Origin of the sequence: Pseudoclavibacter sp. VKM Ac-2888 (genome assembly GCF_015351285.1) — a bacterium.
GTDB lineage: Bacteria > Actinomycetota > Actinomycetes > Actinomycetales > Microbacteriaceae > Pseudoclavibacter.
Genome location: NZ_JADKSM010000001.1, coordinates 264,845 through 280,657 on the forward strand (window position 1 = coordinate 264,845; position 15,813 = coordinate 280,657).

A 15,813-nucleotide genomic window follows, 5' to 3' on the forward strand; every position below is an offset into this window, starting at 1 on the left:
CCGAGAGGCTAGCGAACGAGGCGCGCATCGAGCCAATCGAGGAGCACCTCGTTGACCGCGGTGCGAGCGAGCGGCTCGCAGTGTGCGTCGGCGCCGTTGACGGCGGTGAAGCGGACGAGTTCTGCTTCGGGGACAAGCGACGCGAGTTCCTCGGATTGTCCTGGCCAGAACTGCTCGTTCTCCGGTGCCGTGATGAGCAGTGGCGTCGTGATCGAGCTGGCGAGCTCAGCCGTGAGGCGATACTTCTCGACCTCCCGGTAGACGGCGAAGTAGCCGGTGCTGGCGTACGGCTTCGCGCGGAAGCTCCACACTGCGCGCTCCGCAGCGCTGTGGCCGAGACCCAGCTTCATGTACTGGTCGAAGTGCTTCGAATCGCCCTTCGCGAGTTCGTGGCGCAGGGGAGCGGGCAGGTGCGAGAGCCATGAGGTCGACACGTCCGTCACCCCGGGGTCGACGATGGCCGCGGCCACGCGGTGCTCGAACGCGAGCGCTCGTGGCACCCAGTAACCGGCCTGGCTGACGCCGTAGACCGCGACTCGTGAGGCATCCACGCCGGAGAGTCCGAGCGCCGTGTCGACGACCGGCGTCAGCACAGCCTCGAAGTCGGGCCTGAAGTGCGACCCGGTGACGAGCTGGCTCTGCTGGCCGGGGCCGTCGAAGTACAGCACGGCGTAGCCCCGGGCGGCGGCAGATGCTCCGATCGTGGAGTAGAGGTCGGTGAGTGTTCCGTCGCTGCCGTTCACGAGCACCAGGAGCGGAGACGGCCCGTCCGCGGCACCGACCTCGGGACGCTGCAGGTAGCCGGGGAGCCTTCCCTTTCCGAAGCGGATCGAGAGTCGCTCCAGCGGCACTCGCCGGATGTCCGCGAAGCGGTCCCAGGCAGCGCGGTGCAGCGCGAAGGCGTTCGTGTATCCGTCATCGTCGCCGATCGCAGCGATCGCGTTCAGGGCGTGGCCGTAGTAGGCGGATGCGCGCAGCCACTGGGCTGCGGCCGTCGCTGTTCGCCCATTGCCCGTCGAGACCTCGGCAAGCTGCCGCGTGACCTGGGCTCGGGCGAACCATGCCCTGATCCACGACTCCCGCTTCCCGTCCTCGATGGCGGCGAGCGTTGCGAAGATCTCGCCCAGATCGCCGGCACCCGCACCGACGGATCCGAGGACGACCTTGGCCTCGAAGTTCTGGTCTACGTCGTGGAACAGCGGCCGCGACAGTGCTGGATGGTGCGACATAGCCTCATCTTCCTCCTGCTCTGGCGGGCCCGGTCCGATCCGCAGGCATTTGGAAGGAAGGTCGGGTCGTTAGGATGCCAGCACGGTTCTCCGGCCAGAGGCGAGCCCAGGGAGGGTGCATCCATGTCGTTCCAGTCGTACCTCGACAACATCGAGGAGAAGACGGGCCTCACGCCGCGTCAGTTCATCGCGATCGCGAAGGAGAAGGGTCTCGATGCCGAGGCCACGAAGGCCGGGGAGATCCTCGCCTGGCTCAAGGAGGACTACGACCTCGGTCGAGGCCACGGGATGGCGCTGGTGCACGTCATCAAGAAGGGGCCGAAGATCAGCGACAAGCACGTCGGAAAGGCGGGCCCGCACGGCGACGAGTCGGACACCCTGTGGCTGGATGGCAAGGCCACCAAGCCTTCGGCGGCGAGCGAATGAGCGAGGCAACGGCAGCGTCCCACGACGCGGCGCCGGGCACGGAGACCCAGCCCGAGACCCAGTCTCGGGCGGAGCCCTGTCCGTGCGGAAGCGGGGCCACGTACGCCGAGTGCTGCGGCGTCTTCCACGCAGGCGCCCCAGCTCCGACAGCTGAGGCGCTCATGCGATCCCGGTACTCGGCGTTCGCTCGCCGGTTGCCGGACTATCTCAACGCGACCTGGGACGCGGAGACCCGCCCAGCTGACCTCGAGCTCGAAGACGGCACGGTGTGGCGGCGTCTGCAGATCGTCGACAAGTTCGACGGCGCAGAGGGCGACTCGACGGGGGTCGTCGAGTTCCGGGCGTCGTACCGTGACGCCGACGGTGCAGGTCTCCTCCACGAGCGCGCCCGCTTCAGGCGAAGCGACGGGCGCTGGGTCTACGTCGACGGCAGGGTCATCCGCGACTGAGGCGCGCACCTGGGAGGGACTTGCCCTTTCGTGTCTCCACCAGCCAGCCGGGCCACAACGACGAAGAGGCCGCCATCCCCGCGGGGATGACGACCTCTCGCTGCGTCGGCGACACGAGTCGCCGGCGGCGTCAGCCGGTGTTCTGGAGACCGGCGGCGACGCCGTTCACGGAGAGCAGCAGGAGTCGCTGGAGCTCGGCGGCCTCATCCCCGTCCGGCTTCCTGGCGTCGTCACGCAGCCTGCGGAGCGCGCGCAGCTGCAGGAGCGAGAGCGCGTCCACGTAGGGGCTGCGCATCTTCACGGCGCGCTGCAGCACGGGCTTGCGCTCGAGCAGCTCGGCGCCACCCGTGATCCGGGTGACCCAGCTCGCCGTGAGATCGAGCTCGCTCGTCACCAGCTCGGCGAGCTCCGGGCGGTCGCCGAGCTCCAGGTAGCGGCGGGCGATGCGTCCGTCCGTCTTCGCGAGACTCATCGCGACGTTGTCGATCATCGACCTGAAGAGCGGCCATTCGGCGTAGGCGGCCTGCAGCTGGTCGAGGTCGCCGACCGCGTCGAGCGCCGTGCCGAGGCCGAACCAGCCGGTCAGGTTGATGCGCGCCTGCGTCCACGCGAACACCCACGGGATGGCGCGCAGGTCTTCCAGGGACTCAACGGAGAGGCCGCGGCGGGCGGGGCGCGACCCGAGGGCGAGCATCCCGACCTCCTCCATGGGGGTCACTCTGGCAAACCACGGTGCGAACCCGGGGGCCTTCACGAGCGCGAAGAACCGCTCGCGTGACGCGGAGTCCATGGTCGCGGCGACCCCTGCGTACTTCTCGGCGGCATCCGCGTTGCGGGTCTCCGTCGACGGGGCCGAGGCGAGGAGCGTCGCCGAGATGACCTGGTCGATGTGCCTGGCCGCGATGTCCGGGTCGCCGTACCTGGCGAAGATGACCTCACCCTGCTCGGTCAGCTTGAAGCGACCGTCGACGGAGTGCGGCGGCTGGGCCAGGATCGCGACGTTCGCGGGGCCGCCGCCGCGGCCGAGCGCACCGCCGCGGCCGTGGAAGAGGGTGAGCTCGATGCCGTTCTCGCGGGCCCAGGCGGCGATCTGGCTCTGCGCCTCGTACAGCGCGAGCGTCGCAGCCACTGGCCCGACGTCTTTCGAGGAGTCGGAGTAGCCGAGCATGACCTCGAGCCTGCGCCCGTTGCCGGCGAGCAGCTCGACGACCTCGGGCTGCTCGAGCATCTCGGCGAGGATGCGAGGAGCCGCCTGCAGGTCGGCGAACGTCTCGAAGAGGGGGATCACGTTGAGCGCGGGGGGAGTCGCCCCGGGGCCCGTCGCCGCGACGGCGAGCTTGTAGACGTTGGCGATGTCCTCGGACGACTGCGTGAAGGACACGATGTAGCGGCCTGCCGCGCGCGGGCCGTGGCGCTCCTGGATGAACGCGATCGAGCGGAACACGTCGAGCACCTCGGCGGTCAGCTCGCTGGGCTCCGCGCCCGCCTCCTGCTCGGCGAGTTCGGCGAGCACCTTGCGGTGCACCTGCGAGTGCTGGCGCACCTCGAGCTCGGTGAGGTGGAAGCCGAACGTCTCGACCTGCCAGATGAGGTGCTGCAGCTCGCCGTAGGCGTGCCGGCCAGCGCCAGCGGCGACGAGCGATGCCTGCAGGATGCGCAGCTCCCGCAGCAGCTCGTCCGGCACCTTGTAGGCGAGGTCCGCGTTGCGTCTCCGGGTGGCTTCGATGCGGCGGGCGATGAGCAGCAGGATGCGGCGGTGCGGCTCTCCGGGCGAGCGCTGGGCAATCTCGGCCGCGGCACTCTCGTCGCCGCTGCCGAGGCGCGCGAGTAGGGTCGCGGCGGCCGCGTCGAGGGGCGTGGTGTCGGCGCCGAGCGTGAGCGTGCGCCCGATTCGAGCCGAGGCGCGCTCGAGGCCGAGGAGGACGTGCTCGGATGCGATGACGGCGGCCTGACGGCTGACCTTCGCGGTCACGAACGGGTTGCCGTCTCGGTCGCCGCCGATCCAGGAGCCGACGCGCACGAAGGGTTCGGCGATGGGCTTCGACGTTCCAGAGAGCGCACCCTGCAGGGCCTCATCGACTCGGCGGTAGACGCGGGGGACCGTCGTGAAGAGGGTCTCGTCGAAGACGGCCATGACGGTGCGCACCTCGTCGACGGGCGTCGGCTTGTCGCTGCGCAGCGGCGAGGTGCGCCACAGCAGGTCGATCTCCTCGAGCAGGCGACGGGTCAGCTCCTGAGCGGCGGGGCTGCCCCCGGATGCGCCACCCGAGAGCCGCTGCTCGTCGCGTTCCTCGAGCAGGTCGCTGATGCGACGGATCGCGGAGGAGACAGCCCGTCGGCGGGCCTCGGTCGGGTGCGCCGTGAAGACGGGGTGGAAACGCAGGGCGCGGACCCGCACCGACGCGGCCTCCGCACCGATCTCGTCGCTCAGGCGCGCGAACGCCTGCGAGATCGTGTCTTCCTGCTGCTTCGATGGTGAGGTGCCGCGGGCGCGAAGCACGCGCACGCGGTGGTGCTCCTCGGCGAGGTTCACGAGGTGGAAATAGCAGGTGAACGCCCGCGCGACCTCGTCTGCTCGTGCCGGTGAGAGCGCATCCACGAGCTCCTCGGCGGAGGCGAACGAGTCGTTCGCGGCCGCGCCGTCGTGCTCGTAGGCCGAGATCGTGAGGCGACGCAGTCGCTCGACGTCGTCGAGGAGCTCGGGGCCTCCCGTCTCTGTCAGGACCTGGCCGAGCAGGGTGCCGAGGAGGTGCACGTCAGAGCGCAGCTCATCTGGCAGTTCAGCGCCAGCCTCAGTGCGGCTGGCGGGGGAGTTCGTTGGGGCTTCGAGCATGAGCCCAGGCTACCGATGCTGTGTATCGACAATGTGACACGGCATCCATCATGACCGGGAATGACATCCGCTCGGGTGATGCGAGGAGAAGTGGGGATCGCGCGGTCGGTCAGGCCTCTGCAGAGGGGGCATCCAGGTAGTCCTCGAAGACGGGCGTCTCGAGGCCGTCCTTGGCCGCCAGCATCAGGTCGAGGTAGTAGTTCCAGCCTGCCCGGATATCCGAGAGCATCGCCACGGGCACCTCGAAGTGCTCGAAGACGAGCCGAGTGGCCTCGCCCCGCGCCCCGGACTCCGCCAGCGAGACACGCAGGTGCCACGATCCGGCTGCATCCTCGGTCGTGACCTCCAACAGGCTCGGGGCCTCGCAGCGCCGGATCGTCGCCGCGCTTGCCGGGGCACCCTCCTCGGCCACGAGCTGCAGCCCGATCCGGCCGCGCTGCTCGTCAGTGAAGTGCCACGGGCCGATCCACTTGGCCGTCTTCTCGCTCGCCGTGAACCACAGCCACAAATCCTCCCGAGCGGCGTCCACGCTCCGCTCGAGACGAATGGTCTCGGTGGCGACTGCTTCGGAGGGTTCTTCGGGCATGCGGTATCTCAGCACACCGGGTCGAGAACCAGGTCGAATTCGGCGAATCCGTGCCGGACACCGTTGACCTGCAGCTCGATGGCATGCACGCCGGGATGGTAGCGGCGCGTGGTGATGGGTCTGACGGCGTGCCGTTTGCTGATGCTGAGCGTGGCGCCCGGTGCGAGTGTCGTCGTCGAGATCTTGAACGTCTTCGGGGTGCGGCTGCCGTCCGCCTTGACGTGGTGCACGACGTAGTCGACGACGAGATCCGCCGCGACCTCACCACGATTCGTGATGCTGGCGGTGATGAGCAGTTCCTCGCCGAGCACCATGCTCGCGCGATCGAGCGTGGGCCCCTCCACGGCGACCTCCGCCGAGCCGAAGCCGAGGAGCGCCAAGGCATCGGGGTCCCCCCGTTTCACGAGCGTCCTGAGGGCGTGGCGAACGAGTCTCGGCGTGTGCTCGTCACCGTCGGCGAGCCACGAGGCGGCCGTCTCGCAGACCAGGGTCGCGTCGTGCCTGCTGATGTCGTTCAGGTGGTTGGCGACCGAACGGCGAACGACCTCGCTGTCGTCGCGGTAGAGCGCATCCAGAATCGGGATGCACAGGCGCGCATCGCGGGTGATCTCGGCGACCCGAGTGCCCCACGGCAGGTACGGCCGTGTCCCCTCAGACGCGAGCCGACGCACATGCTCGTCGTCGCTCCTGGTCCACTCGAGCATGATCTCGAGTGCCCGCTCGAGCCTCGCCCGCAGCATGGGCCGGACCGCCCACTCGCAGGTCAGCCGAGGGGTGAGTTCCGCGAGGAGCTGCATGCCGTCGTCGAACGCCGCAGCGCCGCCATCGGCGATGGCGGCAGCGGAAACCGCATTCGAGATCGGCCACACCATCCACCCTTCGAGGGCGGACGACTCCAGCGCACGGCGGATGATCGCGGCGAACTCGGGGTAGCCGACCGGGAGGTCCTCCAAGATGGAGGCAGCGAGGTGGGAGCTCCGCGCGCCGAGGGCGAGCCCGTCGAGGCCATCAGCGGTCGCCCGCGTCGCGGAGAGCTGACGGCCTCCGGCCGCCGATTGCAGCAGCTGCACCATCGCGGACGCCTGTTGGGCTCCGAGGAGCTCATCAGCGAAGGGCATGCTGAGCCTCCTCCGTGCGCGACGTGCTCAGCGCGTCGTCAGTCATCTCGGAGACGCCGGTGGTCTGGTAGTCGCCGAAGGCCGAGTCCACGAGCTTCTCGACGCGCTCGGCGCTCTCGGGCGTCGTGAGGCCGAGCAGGATCATCCGCCAGTGCACGCCGATACGCTCCACGAGGTCCTGCCGGTCGGTCAGCGCCCCAGAGAGCAGCTGCGTGCCCGTGAAGGACGAGACGAAGAGCGAGCTGACGTGGTCGGCGCTGAAGTCGCCGCGGATGCTGCCCTCTCGCTGGCAGATCCGAATGACGGGACGGATGCGCGCGAGCCAGTCGAGATAGGAGCCGTGCGACAGGAAGCTCGAGCCGATCTCCGACGTCACGATGACGCCTGCGAGGACCACGACGTCGCTCTGCAGGAGCTTCGCGAACGCCACGGACACCTTCAGGAGCGCGTCGATGCCGCTCGCCGCCGACCTCGTGGCCTCGGCCACCGCATTCGATGCCCGCGCCGCGTACTCGCCGAGGACCGCCTCGGCGACCGCCTCGCGGGTCGCGAAGTGGTGGTAGAAGGCCCCGTTCGTGACTCCCGAGTTCGCCCGAATGCGCGACAGGGTCGAGCTGGCGAAGCCGTACTCCACGAAGGTGGTGGCCGCCGCGAGCACCAGGCGACTCCGAGTCTGGATGCTGCGCTGCTGCTGGGGTCCGCCGGCCGATCGGGCGAGGGCATTCATAGCCAGTGAGTGTAGTGACGATCGGGGCAGTACCGCACCCCGTTCGGGGTGGGTCCAGGATGGCGGTATCGGCCATATGTGAAGACGAATTCGTCGCGAACGGGCCGACACTGCTCCGTCGGCATGCTACGTTGCGCGGAGATTTTCAGTGCGGAGCAACACCGCTCGTGAGTTTGGAGAGCCGTGGGAGTACTCGTACATCCGGACCAGGACGTGCATCCTGACGTCCGATTGGCGATCGTTGAAGGGCGTCTTCGAGTTGTCGCCGACCACGGCTCGGGTGCACCGTGGCTGCTCGCGCGACCATTGGAGCGGGCGCTCACCGAGGTCCGAACGAGGCACCTCGACCTCATCTTCCTCACTCGCCTCTCCAGTGAGCCGGCGACGTCCGTCGTGCTGCGGGCCCAGGGGCGACGATTCCTGGACGAGCTCGACGATGTCCCGGAGCTGCTCGTGCCATCCGCGATCATGATCGCCAAGGACCGGACCGGGGCGCTGCGGGTCCAAGGCGCACGCCTCGGAGAACGAGGGGAGAGCAGGCCGGTGTGGCTGGAGGAAGGCACGTCGGCGTTCATCAGCGACGACCCCCGACTTCTCGAGGAGGTCTTCTCGCCCCGCTCTGGGCACCTCGACCGGGACGCCTGGCAGTCGATCAAGACCGTCCCGGCGGGCGCCTGGCTGCACACCCAAGCGGGCAGGAGCCCGCGAGTGCGAGCGATCACGGACGACCAGGGCTCTTCTCCGTCCCAGGCCGCGCGCACCGGGGCTGGCGCCACCAGGAGCTGAGCGTCGCGCTGCTCGGCGGGCGACCCCCAACTGCCCTGAGACCGGGCCACCTGGCATCCTTGGGGTATGAAGCTCTCGCATCGCGCCCAGACGGTCGAGCCGTTCCACGCCATGGCGTTCGGGCAGCGTGCCGCCGCCCTCGAAGCGGAGGGCAAGCGCGTCGTCAAGCTCTCGTTGGGGGAACCCGACTTCGGGGCGCCGCCTCAGGTTCGCGAGGCGATGCGCGATGCCATGGATGGTCGGCCGCTCCCGTACACCGTCGCGCTCGGGCTCCCAGCGCTCCGCGAAGCGATCAGCGAGTTCTACCGCATCCGTCACGACGTCGAGGTCGACCCGGCCCGCATCCTCGTGACCTCGGGCGCCTCGGCAGCCCTCCTGGTCGTCGTGGCCGCCACCACCGACCCCGGTGACGATGTGGTCATGGCCGATCCGTCGTACCCCTGCAATCGGCAGTTGGTCGAGAGCTTCGGCGGACGGGTGGTCGGCGTGCCCACGAGCATCGAGTCCCGCTACCAGCTCGATGTGTCCAGCGTCGAAGCGGTCTGGGGTGAGCGGACGTCCTCGATCATGGTCGCGACGCCGTCGAACCCGACCGGCACCTCCGTGCCCTTCGAGGAGCTCGGTGCCCTCTGCGCGTTTGCCCGAGAGCAGGGCGCGTGGCGAATCGTCGACGAGATCTACCTGAACCTCTCCGACCCGGGCGAGGACGGCACCCCTCCGCGGAGCGTCCTGAGCGTCGACCCGGAAGCGATCGTCATCAACAGCTTCTCCAAGTACTTCGGCATGACCGGCTGGCGACTCGGCTGGGCCGTGCTCCCCGAGACTCTTGTTCCGGCCGTCGAGAAGCTCGCGACGAACTACTTCCTGTCGGCGTCGGCACCGGCGCAGCTTGCCGCTCTCGCCGCGTTCACCCCCGAGTCGCTGTCGATCTGCGAGGAGCGCCGGGTCGAGCTCGCCAATCGTCGCGAACTGGTGCTCGAGGGCCTGCAGCGAATCGGGCTCCCGGTTCCGGTCCTGCCCGACGGTGCCTTCTACGTGTACTTCGACGTGTCCCGGACCGGTCTGTCCTCGTGGGATTTCTGCGGACGGGCGCTCGAGGAGGCCCAGGTCGCGCTGACACCTGGCCGCGACTTCGGAGCGCACACGGGCGAGACCCACGTCAGACTCTCCTATGCCGCCTCGCGAGCGGAGCTCGTCGAAGGGCTGCGCCGTCTCGAATCGTTCGTCGAGGGGCTGCGGCCGTGAGCGGGTCTGGTCCTGGACGAGGCGATCGCGGTCCTGGTCGAGCGGAGGATGGCTGCGTGCCAGTCGTCCGCGTCGAGGGTCTCTCGGTGAAGCGCGGGGGCACGCGGGTGCTCTCCGATGTCGATCTCGCGGTGCCGGCCGGATCGGTGCTGTGCCTGACGGGGTCGAACGGCTCAGGGAAGACGACGCTGCTCCGCGCGCTGGCCGGGCTCGTCACGCCGAGCGACGGCAGAATCCTCCTCGACGACCGGCCGGTGGATGAACGGAGTCCGCGGTTCCGGCGCAGCCTTGCGGCCCTGCTCGGGTCGGTCCCCTTCTCGCTCACCCTGACTGCACGAGAGCATCTGACGGCCGTCGCAGCATCGTGGGGGACCACCACGCTCGAGGGGGAGCGTTCCGCAGATACGGTGCTGGCGCGCCTCGGCATCGAGCATCTGGCCACGCGGTTCCCGCACGAGCTCTCGTCCGGGCAGTTCCAGCTGCTCTCACTGGCCACCGTTCTGGCGCGTCCGTTCGACGTGCTCGTGCTCGACGAACCCGAGCAGCGTCTCGACGAGGAGCGACGTGAGCTGCTTGCCCGCATCCTCGTGGAAGAACGAGACAGGGGCGCGGCGATCATCGTCGCGACCCACAGCCGAGCGCTCATCGAGGCGCTGGGTGCGGACGAGTTGCGGCTTGCCGGCGAACGCGAACGCGAACGCGACGGCGACGACCAGGGCGGTGGGCGTGCGACGGCGTGAGGGTGCGTATCGCGCGTACCTCGTGGGGGCGGTGGTGCTCGTCGCGGTCGCGCCACTGGCGCGGATGCTGTTCATCGCGCTCCTGGAACCGGCCTCGATCGCCTGGCTCACGTCTTCGGTGTTCGCTGAGCAGCTTCGGATCGTGGCTGCCGCGGTGGTTCCCCTCGGACTGCTGGTGGGGACGACACGTGGTCCGGCCCTGCTTGATCCCTTCGCCACGGTCACCCTCGGTTCCAATGACGTGCCGAGGCGCGTCTCGTTGCGGCGGCCGTTCCGGCGGAGTGCACTCGCAGCCTCGGCGGGGACGGGGCTATTGGCCTGTCTCCTGGGGGCCGCGTTGGTCGTGGGCGTCGGGGCCCCTCTGGTGCCAGTGGCGTGCTTCGTGGCGGCGTCCGTCGCCCTGGCGTGCCTCGGCGTGATCGCGGCGCTCGTGGGCCAGGTCATCGGCAGCCCGCGCGCGTGGGTGGCGGCGATCGCTCTCGGTCTTCTCGGGGTGTCGCCCCTTGGGGTCGGGGCATCGTTCGGGTCGATCTGGACCGGCGTCGTCGGCCTGAGCGGCGGGAACGGTCGAGGGCTCCACTCGGCCCTCGAGGGCTGGCTTGGGCATGACGCGGGCCTGAGTCTCGTTCTCGTCGGTGCGCTGGTGCTCCTCGGGGTCTTTGCGGTTGCGCTCGCCTCCGTGCCTCGGCTGCTGGATCGACTGCGGGGTGACGAGCTCCTCCGGCAGGCACGGCGCCGTGAGGCTGCCGCCTTCGCCGCAGCGGCAGGGGAGTTGGCGGGCGCATCGGCGGCGTACCGCGAGGTGCCCTCGATGGGGAGGGGGCTTCGAGCCGTCGTCGGCGGGCCGCGCGTGCTGTCCATGCTGGTCCGCGATGGGGTCGGTGCGTTGCGGACACCGCAGCGGACCGTGTTCGGGCTCGTCGGGGTTGTGGCCGCGGCCCTGCTCCTGGGTTTGGCCGTCAGCCCGTCGGCGGTCGCCGCGCTGGCCGCGCTCGGTGGCTCCATTCTGATGTTCCTCGCCCTGGCCCCGTTCACCGAGGGGTTCCGGCATGCGGCCGACGCTGCCGCAGGGGCCGCCGTCTTCGGAACGCCGACGGGCGAGCAGTTCTTCCTGCACGCCGCGTTCCCGCTGGTCGTCGTCGTCCTTGTCGTCGGAGTCACGCTCCTCGTCTCGGGTGGTGGCGGTGGTGGTGCCGCGCCCCTGCTCGCAAGCCTCGCCATGGTCGCCGTGCGCGCCTACGAAGCGGGCCGCGGGCACCTCCCTCCGCTGCTCCTGACGCCCATGCCGAGCGAGGTCGGCGACGTGTCCGTGCTCGCGAGGCTCGTCTGGCAGCTCGACTCGGTCATCATCTCGGGGCTCCTCGGGCTGGCCGCGACGATGCTCTGGGCTGTGGGCCTTCCAGTCGTCTCGATCGTGCTTCTGGTCGCGGGCGCGCTTGTGCTCGCTCTGGCGACGAGGTCACGCCTTCGTCACCTCCGCGGGTAGCTCACCTCGTAGCGGGCTTCCACGAACTGTCCCCGCGCGTGCGCGGAGGTCAGGCGCAGCGCATCCGCTTCAATGCGGCGGGGGAGCACCGGAGCTCCGGAGGGGAGGGTCACCGGCGCGATGGAGAGGCGGACCTCAGTCAGGTGACCCGAGTCGTAGAACTGGCCGGCGAGGTCTCCGCCACCCACGACCCAGACATCGCGGTCGCCGGCGGCCGCTGCAATGGCGCCGATGTGGTCGGCGATGGCACCCCGCACGAGGTGGATGTCGAGTCCCTCAGGGACGGGCAGGTCGCGGCTCGTGAACACGAACGTCGGACGGTCGGCGTAGGAGGATCGCCACTTCTCGGGATGCTCGTCGAGACCCTCGTGGTCGTAGACCCACTGGTAGGTGGTCGATCCCATCACGAGCGCTCCGACGCTCGCCAGGAACGAGCCGAAGCTGTCGTCGTCGGGCTGGTCGACGACGAACAGCCAGTCGAGAGCGTCGTCGTCGTCGGCGATGAAGCCGGAGAGGGTCGTGGCGGTGTTGTAGATCACGTTCGTCATGCGAGGAAGGTAACCCCGACCTCCGACAATCGGGAGAAGGTGACACGCGAGCGGTCTCGGGAATGCGACATGCATCCCAGACGCTGTGCTCAGCATGCGCAAGAAAATCGGCTTCCTCTCGTTCGGGCACTGGCACCCGTCTCCGCAATCGGGCACGCGAACGGGCGGTGATGCGCTCGTGCAGTCCATCGAACTCGCGGTCGCGGCGGAAGAGCTCGGTATCGATGGCGCCTACTACCGCGTGCATCACTTCGCGCGACAGCTCGCTGCCCCATTCCCGCTCCTGGCAGCCGTCGGGGCTCGGACCAGCCGCATCGAGATCGGCACCGGCGTCATCGACATGCGCTACGAGAACCCCCTGTACATGGCGGAGGAGGCTGCCGCTGCCGACCTCATCAGCGCACACGCCGGTGGCGAGGGGAGGCTCCAGCTCGGTCTGAGCCGAGGCTCGCCCGAGCCCGCCCAGGACGGCGCACACGCGTTCGGCTTCACCCCGCCTGAGGGCAAGACCGATGACGAGCTGGCCCGCGCGAAGACGGAGCTGTTCCGAGCGGCGATCACCGGTGCGGGACTCGTTGCCGGCAACCCGCAGATGACAGGCTCGACGGCGCCCCTCCCCATCCAGCCGCAGTCCGCCGGCCTGGACGACCGCATCTGGTGGGGCTCCGGAAGCCGAGCCAGTGCCGTGTGGGTTGCGGAGCAGGGCATGAACCTCATGAGCTCGACGCTGCTCACGGAAGACACGGGCGTTCCGTTCGATGAGCTGCAGGCCGAGCAGATCCAGGGGTACCGGGACGCGTGGGCGGCCGCCGGACACCGTCGAGAGCCCCGGGTCTCGGTGAGTCGCAGCGTCATCCCCATCACGACCGATGAGGACGTGACCTATTTCGGCGGGCGAGGCGGCGGGGAGGGCGACCAGGTCGGCATGCTCGACGGGATGCGCTCCCGCTTCGGTCGCACCTACCAGGGCACTCCCGACCGTCTTGCCGAGGAACTCGCGGCGGATGCTGCCGTCCAGGCAGCGGACACGCTCCTGCTGACCGTGCCGAACCAGCTTGGTGTCGCCTACAACACGCGGATGCTCGCCACCATCGCGGAGCACATCGCTCCGGCGATCGGCTGGTCGCGCGAGGGGTAGTCGACAGCGCGGTTCAGCGCAGGACGCGGTATCGGAGATGCACGACGCCCGACTCGAAGGTTCGTGAGTCGAGCAGCTCGAGGTTCGTGCGGCGGTCGTTCTGTGAGAAGAACGGCGTGCCGCCTCCGACGAGGACGGGACAGACGCGCAGCAGGTACTCGTCGACCAGGTCGAGATCAGCAACCTGATGCGCCAGCTCTGCTCCACCGATCGCGATCGGTCCTTCTCCCGGTTCGGCCTTCAGGCGCTCGATCTCCTCGGCGAGCCCGTCTTCGGCGATCCTGGTATTGCCTTGCACCTCGGTGATCGTGTTCGAGAACACGATCTTCGGCAGGGCGCGCCAGAGCTTGGCGAACTCCGTCTCGAGCTCCCCATATTCCCGGGCTTCGTCGGTCGGCTCCCAGTAGACCATCGTCTCGTAGAGGCGGCGACCCATCAGGTGGAAGTCGGCCGCTCGCACCTCCTCGGTCGCCAAGCGGAACACCTCCTCGCTGGGGTCTCCCCAGTCGAAGCTGCCGTCTGAGTCCTTGATGTACCCGTCGAGGGTGAGGGCCAGCGAGTAGGTGACCTTGCGCATCAGCGAACCTCCTTGTTCGTGCCTTTCAAGCTACCACCGGCCGGGGGCCGGTCGTCTCCCTGCTTCCCGGAAACTCGCCGTTTGATCTGGGGTTTCGCTGAACGGTGAGTCCCCGGGGCGCCAATTGTCGGTGGTCCGGTCCAAGATTCGGGTATGTCTTCGAACGATGATGTGACGCCGACCGGGCTGGGGTGCGATCCCCGCGATCCGGGGTCGGTCGCTGCGCGTCGTCGGCTGCTCCTGGCGAGGGAGACGGGGCTGATGGCAGCGGCGGCTGTGGTCGCGGCGGCGCAGGTCCGAGTTCGGGCTGAGCTGGCGGAGATCGCAGCAGCCTTGGATGCGGCTGAGGGCTCGGTGGAGCACCGTCTGCATGTGCGGTCATTGGCAGCCGAGGTGGCGCTGGTCGAACAGGTTGGGCAGTCGGTCGCGGAGGGACTCCTGCAGGAGGCGGTGACCGCGGTGCGTGAGTTCCCGGGGCTCGTGGACGCACTGGGGGCGGGCGCGGTGAGCGAGGCGCAACTGCGGGTTCTGACCGAGGCAGGCCTGTCGGTGTCGCACGTGAATGCGGGGGAGCAGACAGCACGCCGAGCTGCGTTCGTCCGCGTGATGCTCGCGGAGGTTGGTGCGCGGGTGCTGCCGCCCCGCGCGTTGCGGGGGACGGCGGCGAGGGTCGCGGAGTCGTTGACGCAGGAGTCGGTGTGCGAGCGGTTCGCGCGGGCACGGAAGACGCGGTACGTGTCGGTGACCGAGGCGGAGAACGGCATGTGCCTGCTGCGAGCTCGGTTGCCGCTCATCGAGGGCAAGGCGATCGCGGACCGCCTGCGCAAGCAGGCCAAGGCCGTGATCCGGGCGAGGCCTGCACCCGCCGGCATCACGGGCAGGGCCGGGAGTCCCGGGGCTGCCGGGAGTGCCGGGGACACCCAGAGCACCGAGAACACCCAGAGCACCGGGGGTATTGGGATCAGCGAGAGCGCCGCGAGCGGGGCCCGCGCCGAGGGGGCGGACGCGACTCGGGATGAGGGGCCGGGCGTGATGCCGGGCGAGATGACGGACGAGGCTCCGGATGAGCGAACGGTCGACCAGGTCAAGGCCGACCTGTTCGCAGACGTGCTCCTCACCTCGACGCCCACCTCCAACGGCGCGGCTGCGGGGATAGAGGCGAGCGTGCAGTTCACGATCCCGATCCTCACGCTCCTCGGCCCTGACCGCGCTGTCGCCCCGGACACTGATCGCCTGACTCCGGCGCCCGCGCTGCTGAACGGCATGTCACCCATTCCGCTCGAGGAAGCGAAACGACTCGCGGCGAACGCTCCCTCATTCCAGCGGATCCTCACCCACCCCATCACGGGCGCGGTCGCGGCCGTCGATACCTACCGTCCCACCGCGGCGATGCGGGCCTTCCTCACCGCGAGAGATATTCACTGCCGCTGGCCCGGCTGCCGGCAACCCGCCGCGTGCTGCGACCTCGACCACACCCACGCCTGGGAACACGGCGGCACCACCAGCATCGACAACCTCTGCGGACTGTGCAGAGGGCACCACGTCATGAAACACGCCACCGCATGGACCGTGAGACAACTCGGCGGTGGCGTCCTCGAATGGCGCACCCCCAGTGGCAAGACGTACACCGACCAGCCCGAACACCACGACACCCACGCCAACACCAACATCGAATTCAGGCCGAGCGATGAGGCGCGCGACGGCCGCGCCGCGACAGGCATGGCGATGCCGCGGCCAACGTCTCAGCAGAACAGCAACGTTGAGGCGCCAGCCCCAGATGAGCCGGAGCAGCGGGAGAGCGCAGACGAATTGCCGCCCTTCTAGGCTCGGTGCCGCGCGACGTCAAGAAGGTTGCCGTTGCCGTTGCCGTTGCCGCTGCCGCTGCCGCTGCCGCTGCCGCTGGATTTCACCCGAACCCTGTCAGA

15 protein-coding genes are annotated in these 15,813 nt (G+C 69.3%); 8 read left to right on the forward strand and 7 right to left on the reverse strand.

Annotated elements, in window-relative coordinates; translation table 11 throughout:
* Positions 1-8: 8 nt before the first annotated feature.
* Entirely contained in the window at positions 9-1,229 is a 1,221-nt protein-coding gene (locus ITJ61_RS01300; RefSeq protein WP_194685265.1) for an alpha/beta hydrolase, read from the reverse strand.
* 123 nt (positions 1,230-1,352) lie between these two features.
* On the opposite strand from ITJ61_RS01300, the gene ITJ61_RS01305 reads away from it, so the two are divergent.
* Both ITJ61_RS01305 and ITJ61_RS01310 read left to right on the forward strand, forming a co-directional pair.
* Positions 1,353-1,655 (forward strand): DUF4287 domain-containing protein, encoded by a 303-nt coding sequence (locus ITJ61_RS01305; RefSeq protein WP_104241079.1) that lies wholly within the window; start codon positions 1,353-1,355, stop codon positions 1,653-1,655.
* Positions 1,652-2,104 (forward strand): YchJ family protein, encoded by a 453-nt coding sequence (locus ITJ61_RS01310; RefSeq protein WP_104241080.1) that lies wholly within the window; start codon positions 1,652-1,654, stop codon positions 2,102-2,104. The genes ITJ61_RS01305 and ITJ61_RS01310 overlap by 4 nt, the downstream gene beginning before the upstream one ends.
* Before the next feature lie 130 nt (positions 2,105-2,234).
* Here the strand turns inward: ITJ61_RS01310 and ITJ61_RS01315 are convergent, their stop codons facing one another.
* The 4 genes from ITJ61_RS01315 to ITJ61_RS01330 form a co-directional block, all read right to left on the reverse strand.
* On the reverse strand, positions 2,235-4,937 hold the full coding sequence (locus tag ITJ61_RS01315; protein WP_194685266.1) for a phosphoenolpyruvate carboxylase: 2,703 nt from the start codon (positions 4,935-4,937) through the stop codon (positions 2,235-2,237).
* A 109-nt stretch (positions 4,938-5,046) separates the two neighbouring features.
* A complete protein-coding gene (locus ITJ61_RS01320; RefSeq protein ID WP_104241082.1) occupies positions 5,047-5,523 on the reverse strand; it encodes an SRPBCC domain-containing protein in 477 nt (158 codons plus the stop codon).
* An 8-nt stretch (positions 5,524-5,531) separates the two neighbouring features.
* Entirely contained in the window at positions 5,532-6,641 is a 1,110-nt protein-coding gene (locus tag ITJ61_RS01325) for a DNA alkylation repair protein (protein ID WP_104241083.1), read from the reverse strand.
* Positions 6,628-7,368: a TetR/AcrR family transcriptional regulator gene (locus tag ITJ61_RS01330; RefSeq protein ID WP_104299107.1), complete on the reverse strand. Its 741-nt coding sequence runs from the start codon at positions 7,366-7,368 to the stop codon at positions 6,628-6,630. The genes ITJ61_RS01325 and ITJ61_RS01330 overlap by 14 nt, the downstream gene beginning before the upstream one ends.
* Positions 7,369-7,551: 183 nt before the next feature.
* Here ITJ61_RS01330 and ITJ61_RS01335 point away from each other — a divergent pair, with 183 nt between their 5' ends.
* The 4 genes from ITJ61_RS01335 to ITJ61_RS01350 all read left to right on the forward strand — a co-directional run bounded on the left by ITJ61_RS01335 (position 7,552) and on the right by ITJ61_RS01350 (position 11,625).
* Positions 7,552-8,154, forward strand: a complete 603-nt coding sequence (locus ITJ61_RS01335; RefSeq protein ID WP_194685267.1) for a hypothetical protein — start codon at positions 7,552-7,554, stop codon at positions 8,152-8,154.
* A gap of 66 nt (positions 8,155-8,220) precedes the next feature.
* The gene (locus ITJ61_RS01340) at positions 8,221-9,399 is read left to right on the forward strand and encodes an aminotransferase class I/II-fold pyridoxal phosphate-dependent enzyme (RefSeq protein ID WP_194685268.1); all 1,179 of its coding nucleotides are present in this window, start codon (positions 8,221-8,223) and stop codon (positions 9,397-9,399) included.
* Between the two features lie 56 nt (positions 9,400-9,455).
* The gene (locus tag ITJ61_RS01345; RefSeq protein WP_323744285.1) at positions 9,456-10,139 is read left to right on the forward strand and encodes an ABC transporter ATP-binding protein; all 684 of its coding nucleotides are present in this window, start codon (positions 9,456-9,458) and stop codon (positions 10,137-10,139) included.
* Complete coding sequence (locus ITJ61_RS01350; RefSeq protein WP_194685269.1) at positions 10,075-11,625, forward strand: hypothetical protein; 1,551 nt, start codon at positions 10,075-10,077, stop codon at positions 11,623-11,625. The genes ITJ61_RS01345 and ITJ61_RS01350 overlap by 65 nt, the downstream gene beginning before the upstream one ends.
* Here the strand turns inward: ITJ61_RS01350 and ITJ61_RS01355 are convergent.
* Positions 11,610-12,173, reverse strand: coding sequence for a dihydrofolate reductase family protein (locus ITJ61_RS01355; RefSeq protein WP_194685270.1), 564 nt, complete (start codon positions 12,171-12,173; stop codon positions 11,610-11,612). The two genes, ITJ61_RS01350 and ITJ61_RS01355, sit on opposite strands and share 16 nt — an antisense overlap.
* Positions 12,174-12,267: 94 nt before the next feature.
* Between ITJ61_RS01355 and ITJ61_RS01360 the strand changes: the two genes are divergently transcribed.
* Positions 12,268-13,311: an LLM class flavin-dependent oxidoreductase gene (locus ITJ61_RS01360; RefSeq protein WP_194685271.1), complete on the forward strand. Its 1,044-nt coding sequence runs from the start codon at positions 12,268-12,270 to the stop codon at positions 13,309-13,311.
* 13 nt (positions 13,312-13,324) lie between these two features.
* On the opposite strand, the gene ITJ61_RS01365 is transcribed toward ITJ61_RS01360, so the two are convergent.
* Complete coding sequence (locus ITJ61_RS01365) at positions 13,325-13,888, reverse strand: dihydrofolate reductase family protein (RefSeq protein WP_194685272.1); 564 nt, start codon at positions 13,886-13,888, stop codon at positions 13,325-13,327.
* Positions 13,889-14,041: 153 nt separating this feature from the next.
* On the opposite strand from ITJ61_RS01365, the gene ITJ61_RS01370 reads away from it, so the two are divergent.
* On the forward strand, positions 14,042-15,712 hold the full coding sequence (locus ITJ61_RS01370) for an HNH endonuclease signature motif containing protein (RefSeq protein ID WP_194685273.1): 1,671 nt from the start codon (positions 14,042-14,044) through the stop codon (positions 15,710-15,712).
* Positions 15,713-15,813: the final 101 nt, after the last annotated feature.

Coding starts and splice junctions, on each gene's coding strand:
- ITJ61_RS01300 (WP_194685265.1), bottom strand. CDS start 1,229: ATGTCGCACCATCCAGCACTGTCGCGGCCGCTGTTCCACGACGTAGAC.
- ITJ61_RS01305 (WP_104241079.1), top strand. CDS start 1,353: ATGTCGTTCCAGTCGTACCTCGACAACATCGAGGAGAAGACGGGCCTC.
- ITJ61_RS01310 (WP_104241080.1), top strand. CDS start 1,652: ATGAGCGAGGCAACGGCAGCGTCCCACGACGCGGCGCCGGGCACGGAG.
- ITJ61_RS01315 (WP_194685266.1), bottom strand. CDS start 4,937: ATGCTCGAAGCCCCAACGAACTCCCCCGCCAGCCGCACTGAGGCTGGC.
- ITJ61_RS01320 (WP_104241082.1), bottom strand. CDS start 5,523: ATGCCCGAAGAACCCTCCGAAGCAGTCGCCACCGAGACCATTCGTCTC.
- ITJ61_RS01325 (WP_104241083.1), bottom strand. CDS start 6,641: ATGCCCTTCGCTGATGAGCTCCTCGGAGCCCAACAGGCGTCCGCGATG.
- ITJ61_RS01330 (WP_104299107.1), bottom strand. CDS start 7,368: ATGAATGCCCTCGCCCGATCGGCCGGCGGACCCCAGCAGCAGCGCAGC.
- ITJ61_RS01340 (WP_194685268.1), top strand. CDS start 8,221: ATGAAGCTCTCGCATCGCGCCCAGACGGTCGAGCCGTTCCACGCCATG.
- ITJ61_RS01355 (WP_194685270.1), bottom strand. CDS start 12,173: ATGACGAACGTGATCTACAACACCGCCACGACCCTCTCCGGCTTCATC.
- ITJ61_RS01360 (WP_194685271.1), top strand. CDS start 12,268: ATGCGCAAGAAAATCGGCTTCCTCTCGTTCGGGCACTGGCACCCGTCT.
- ITJ61_RS01365 (WP_194685272.1), bottom strand. CDS start 13,888: ATGCGCAAGGTCACCTACTCGCTGGCCCTCACCCTCGACGGGTACATC.
- ITJ61_RS01370 (WP_194685273.1), top strand. CDS start 14,042: ATGTCTTCGAACGATGATGTGACGCCGACCGGGCTGGGGTGCGATCCC.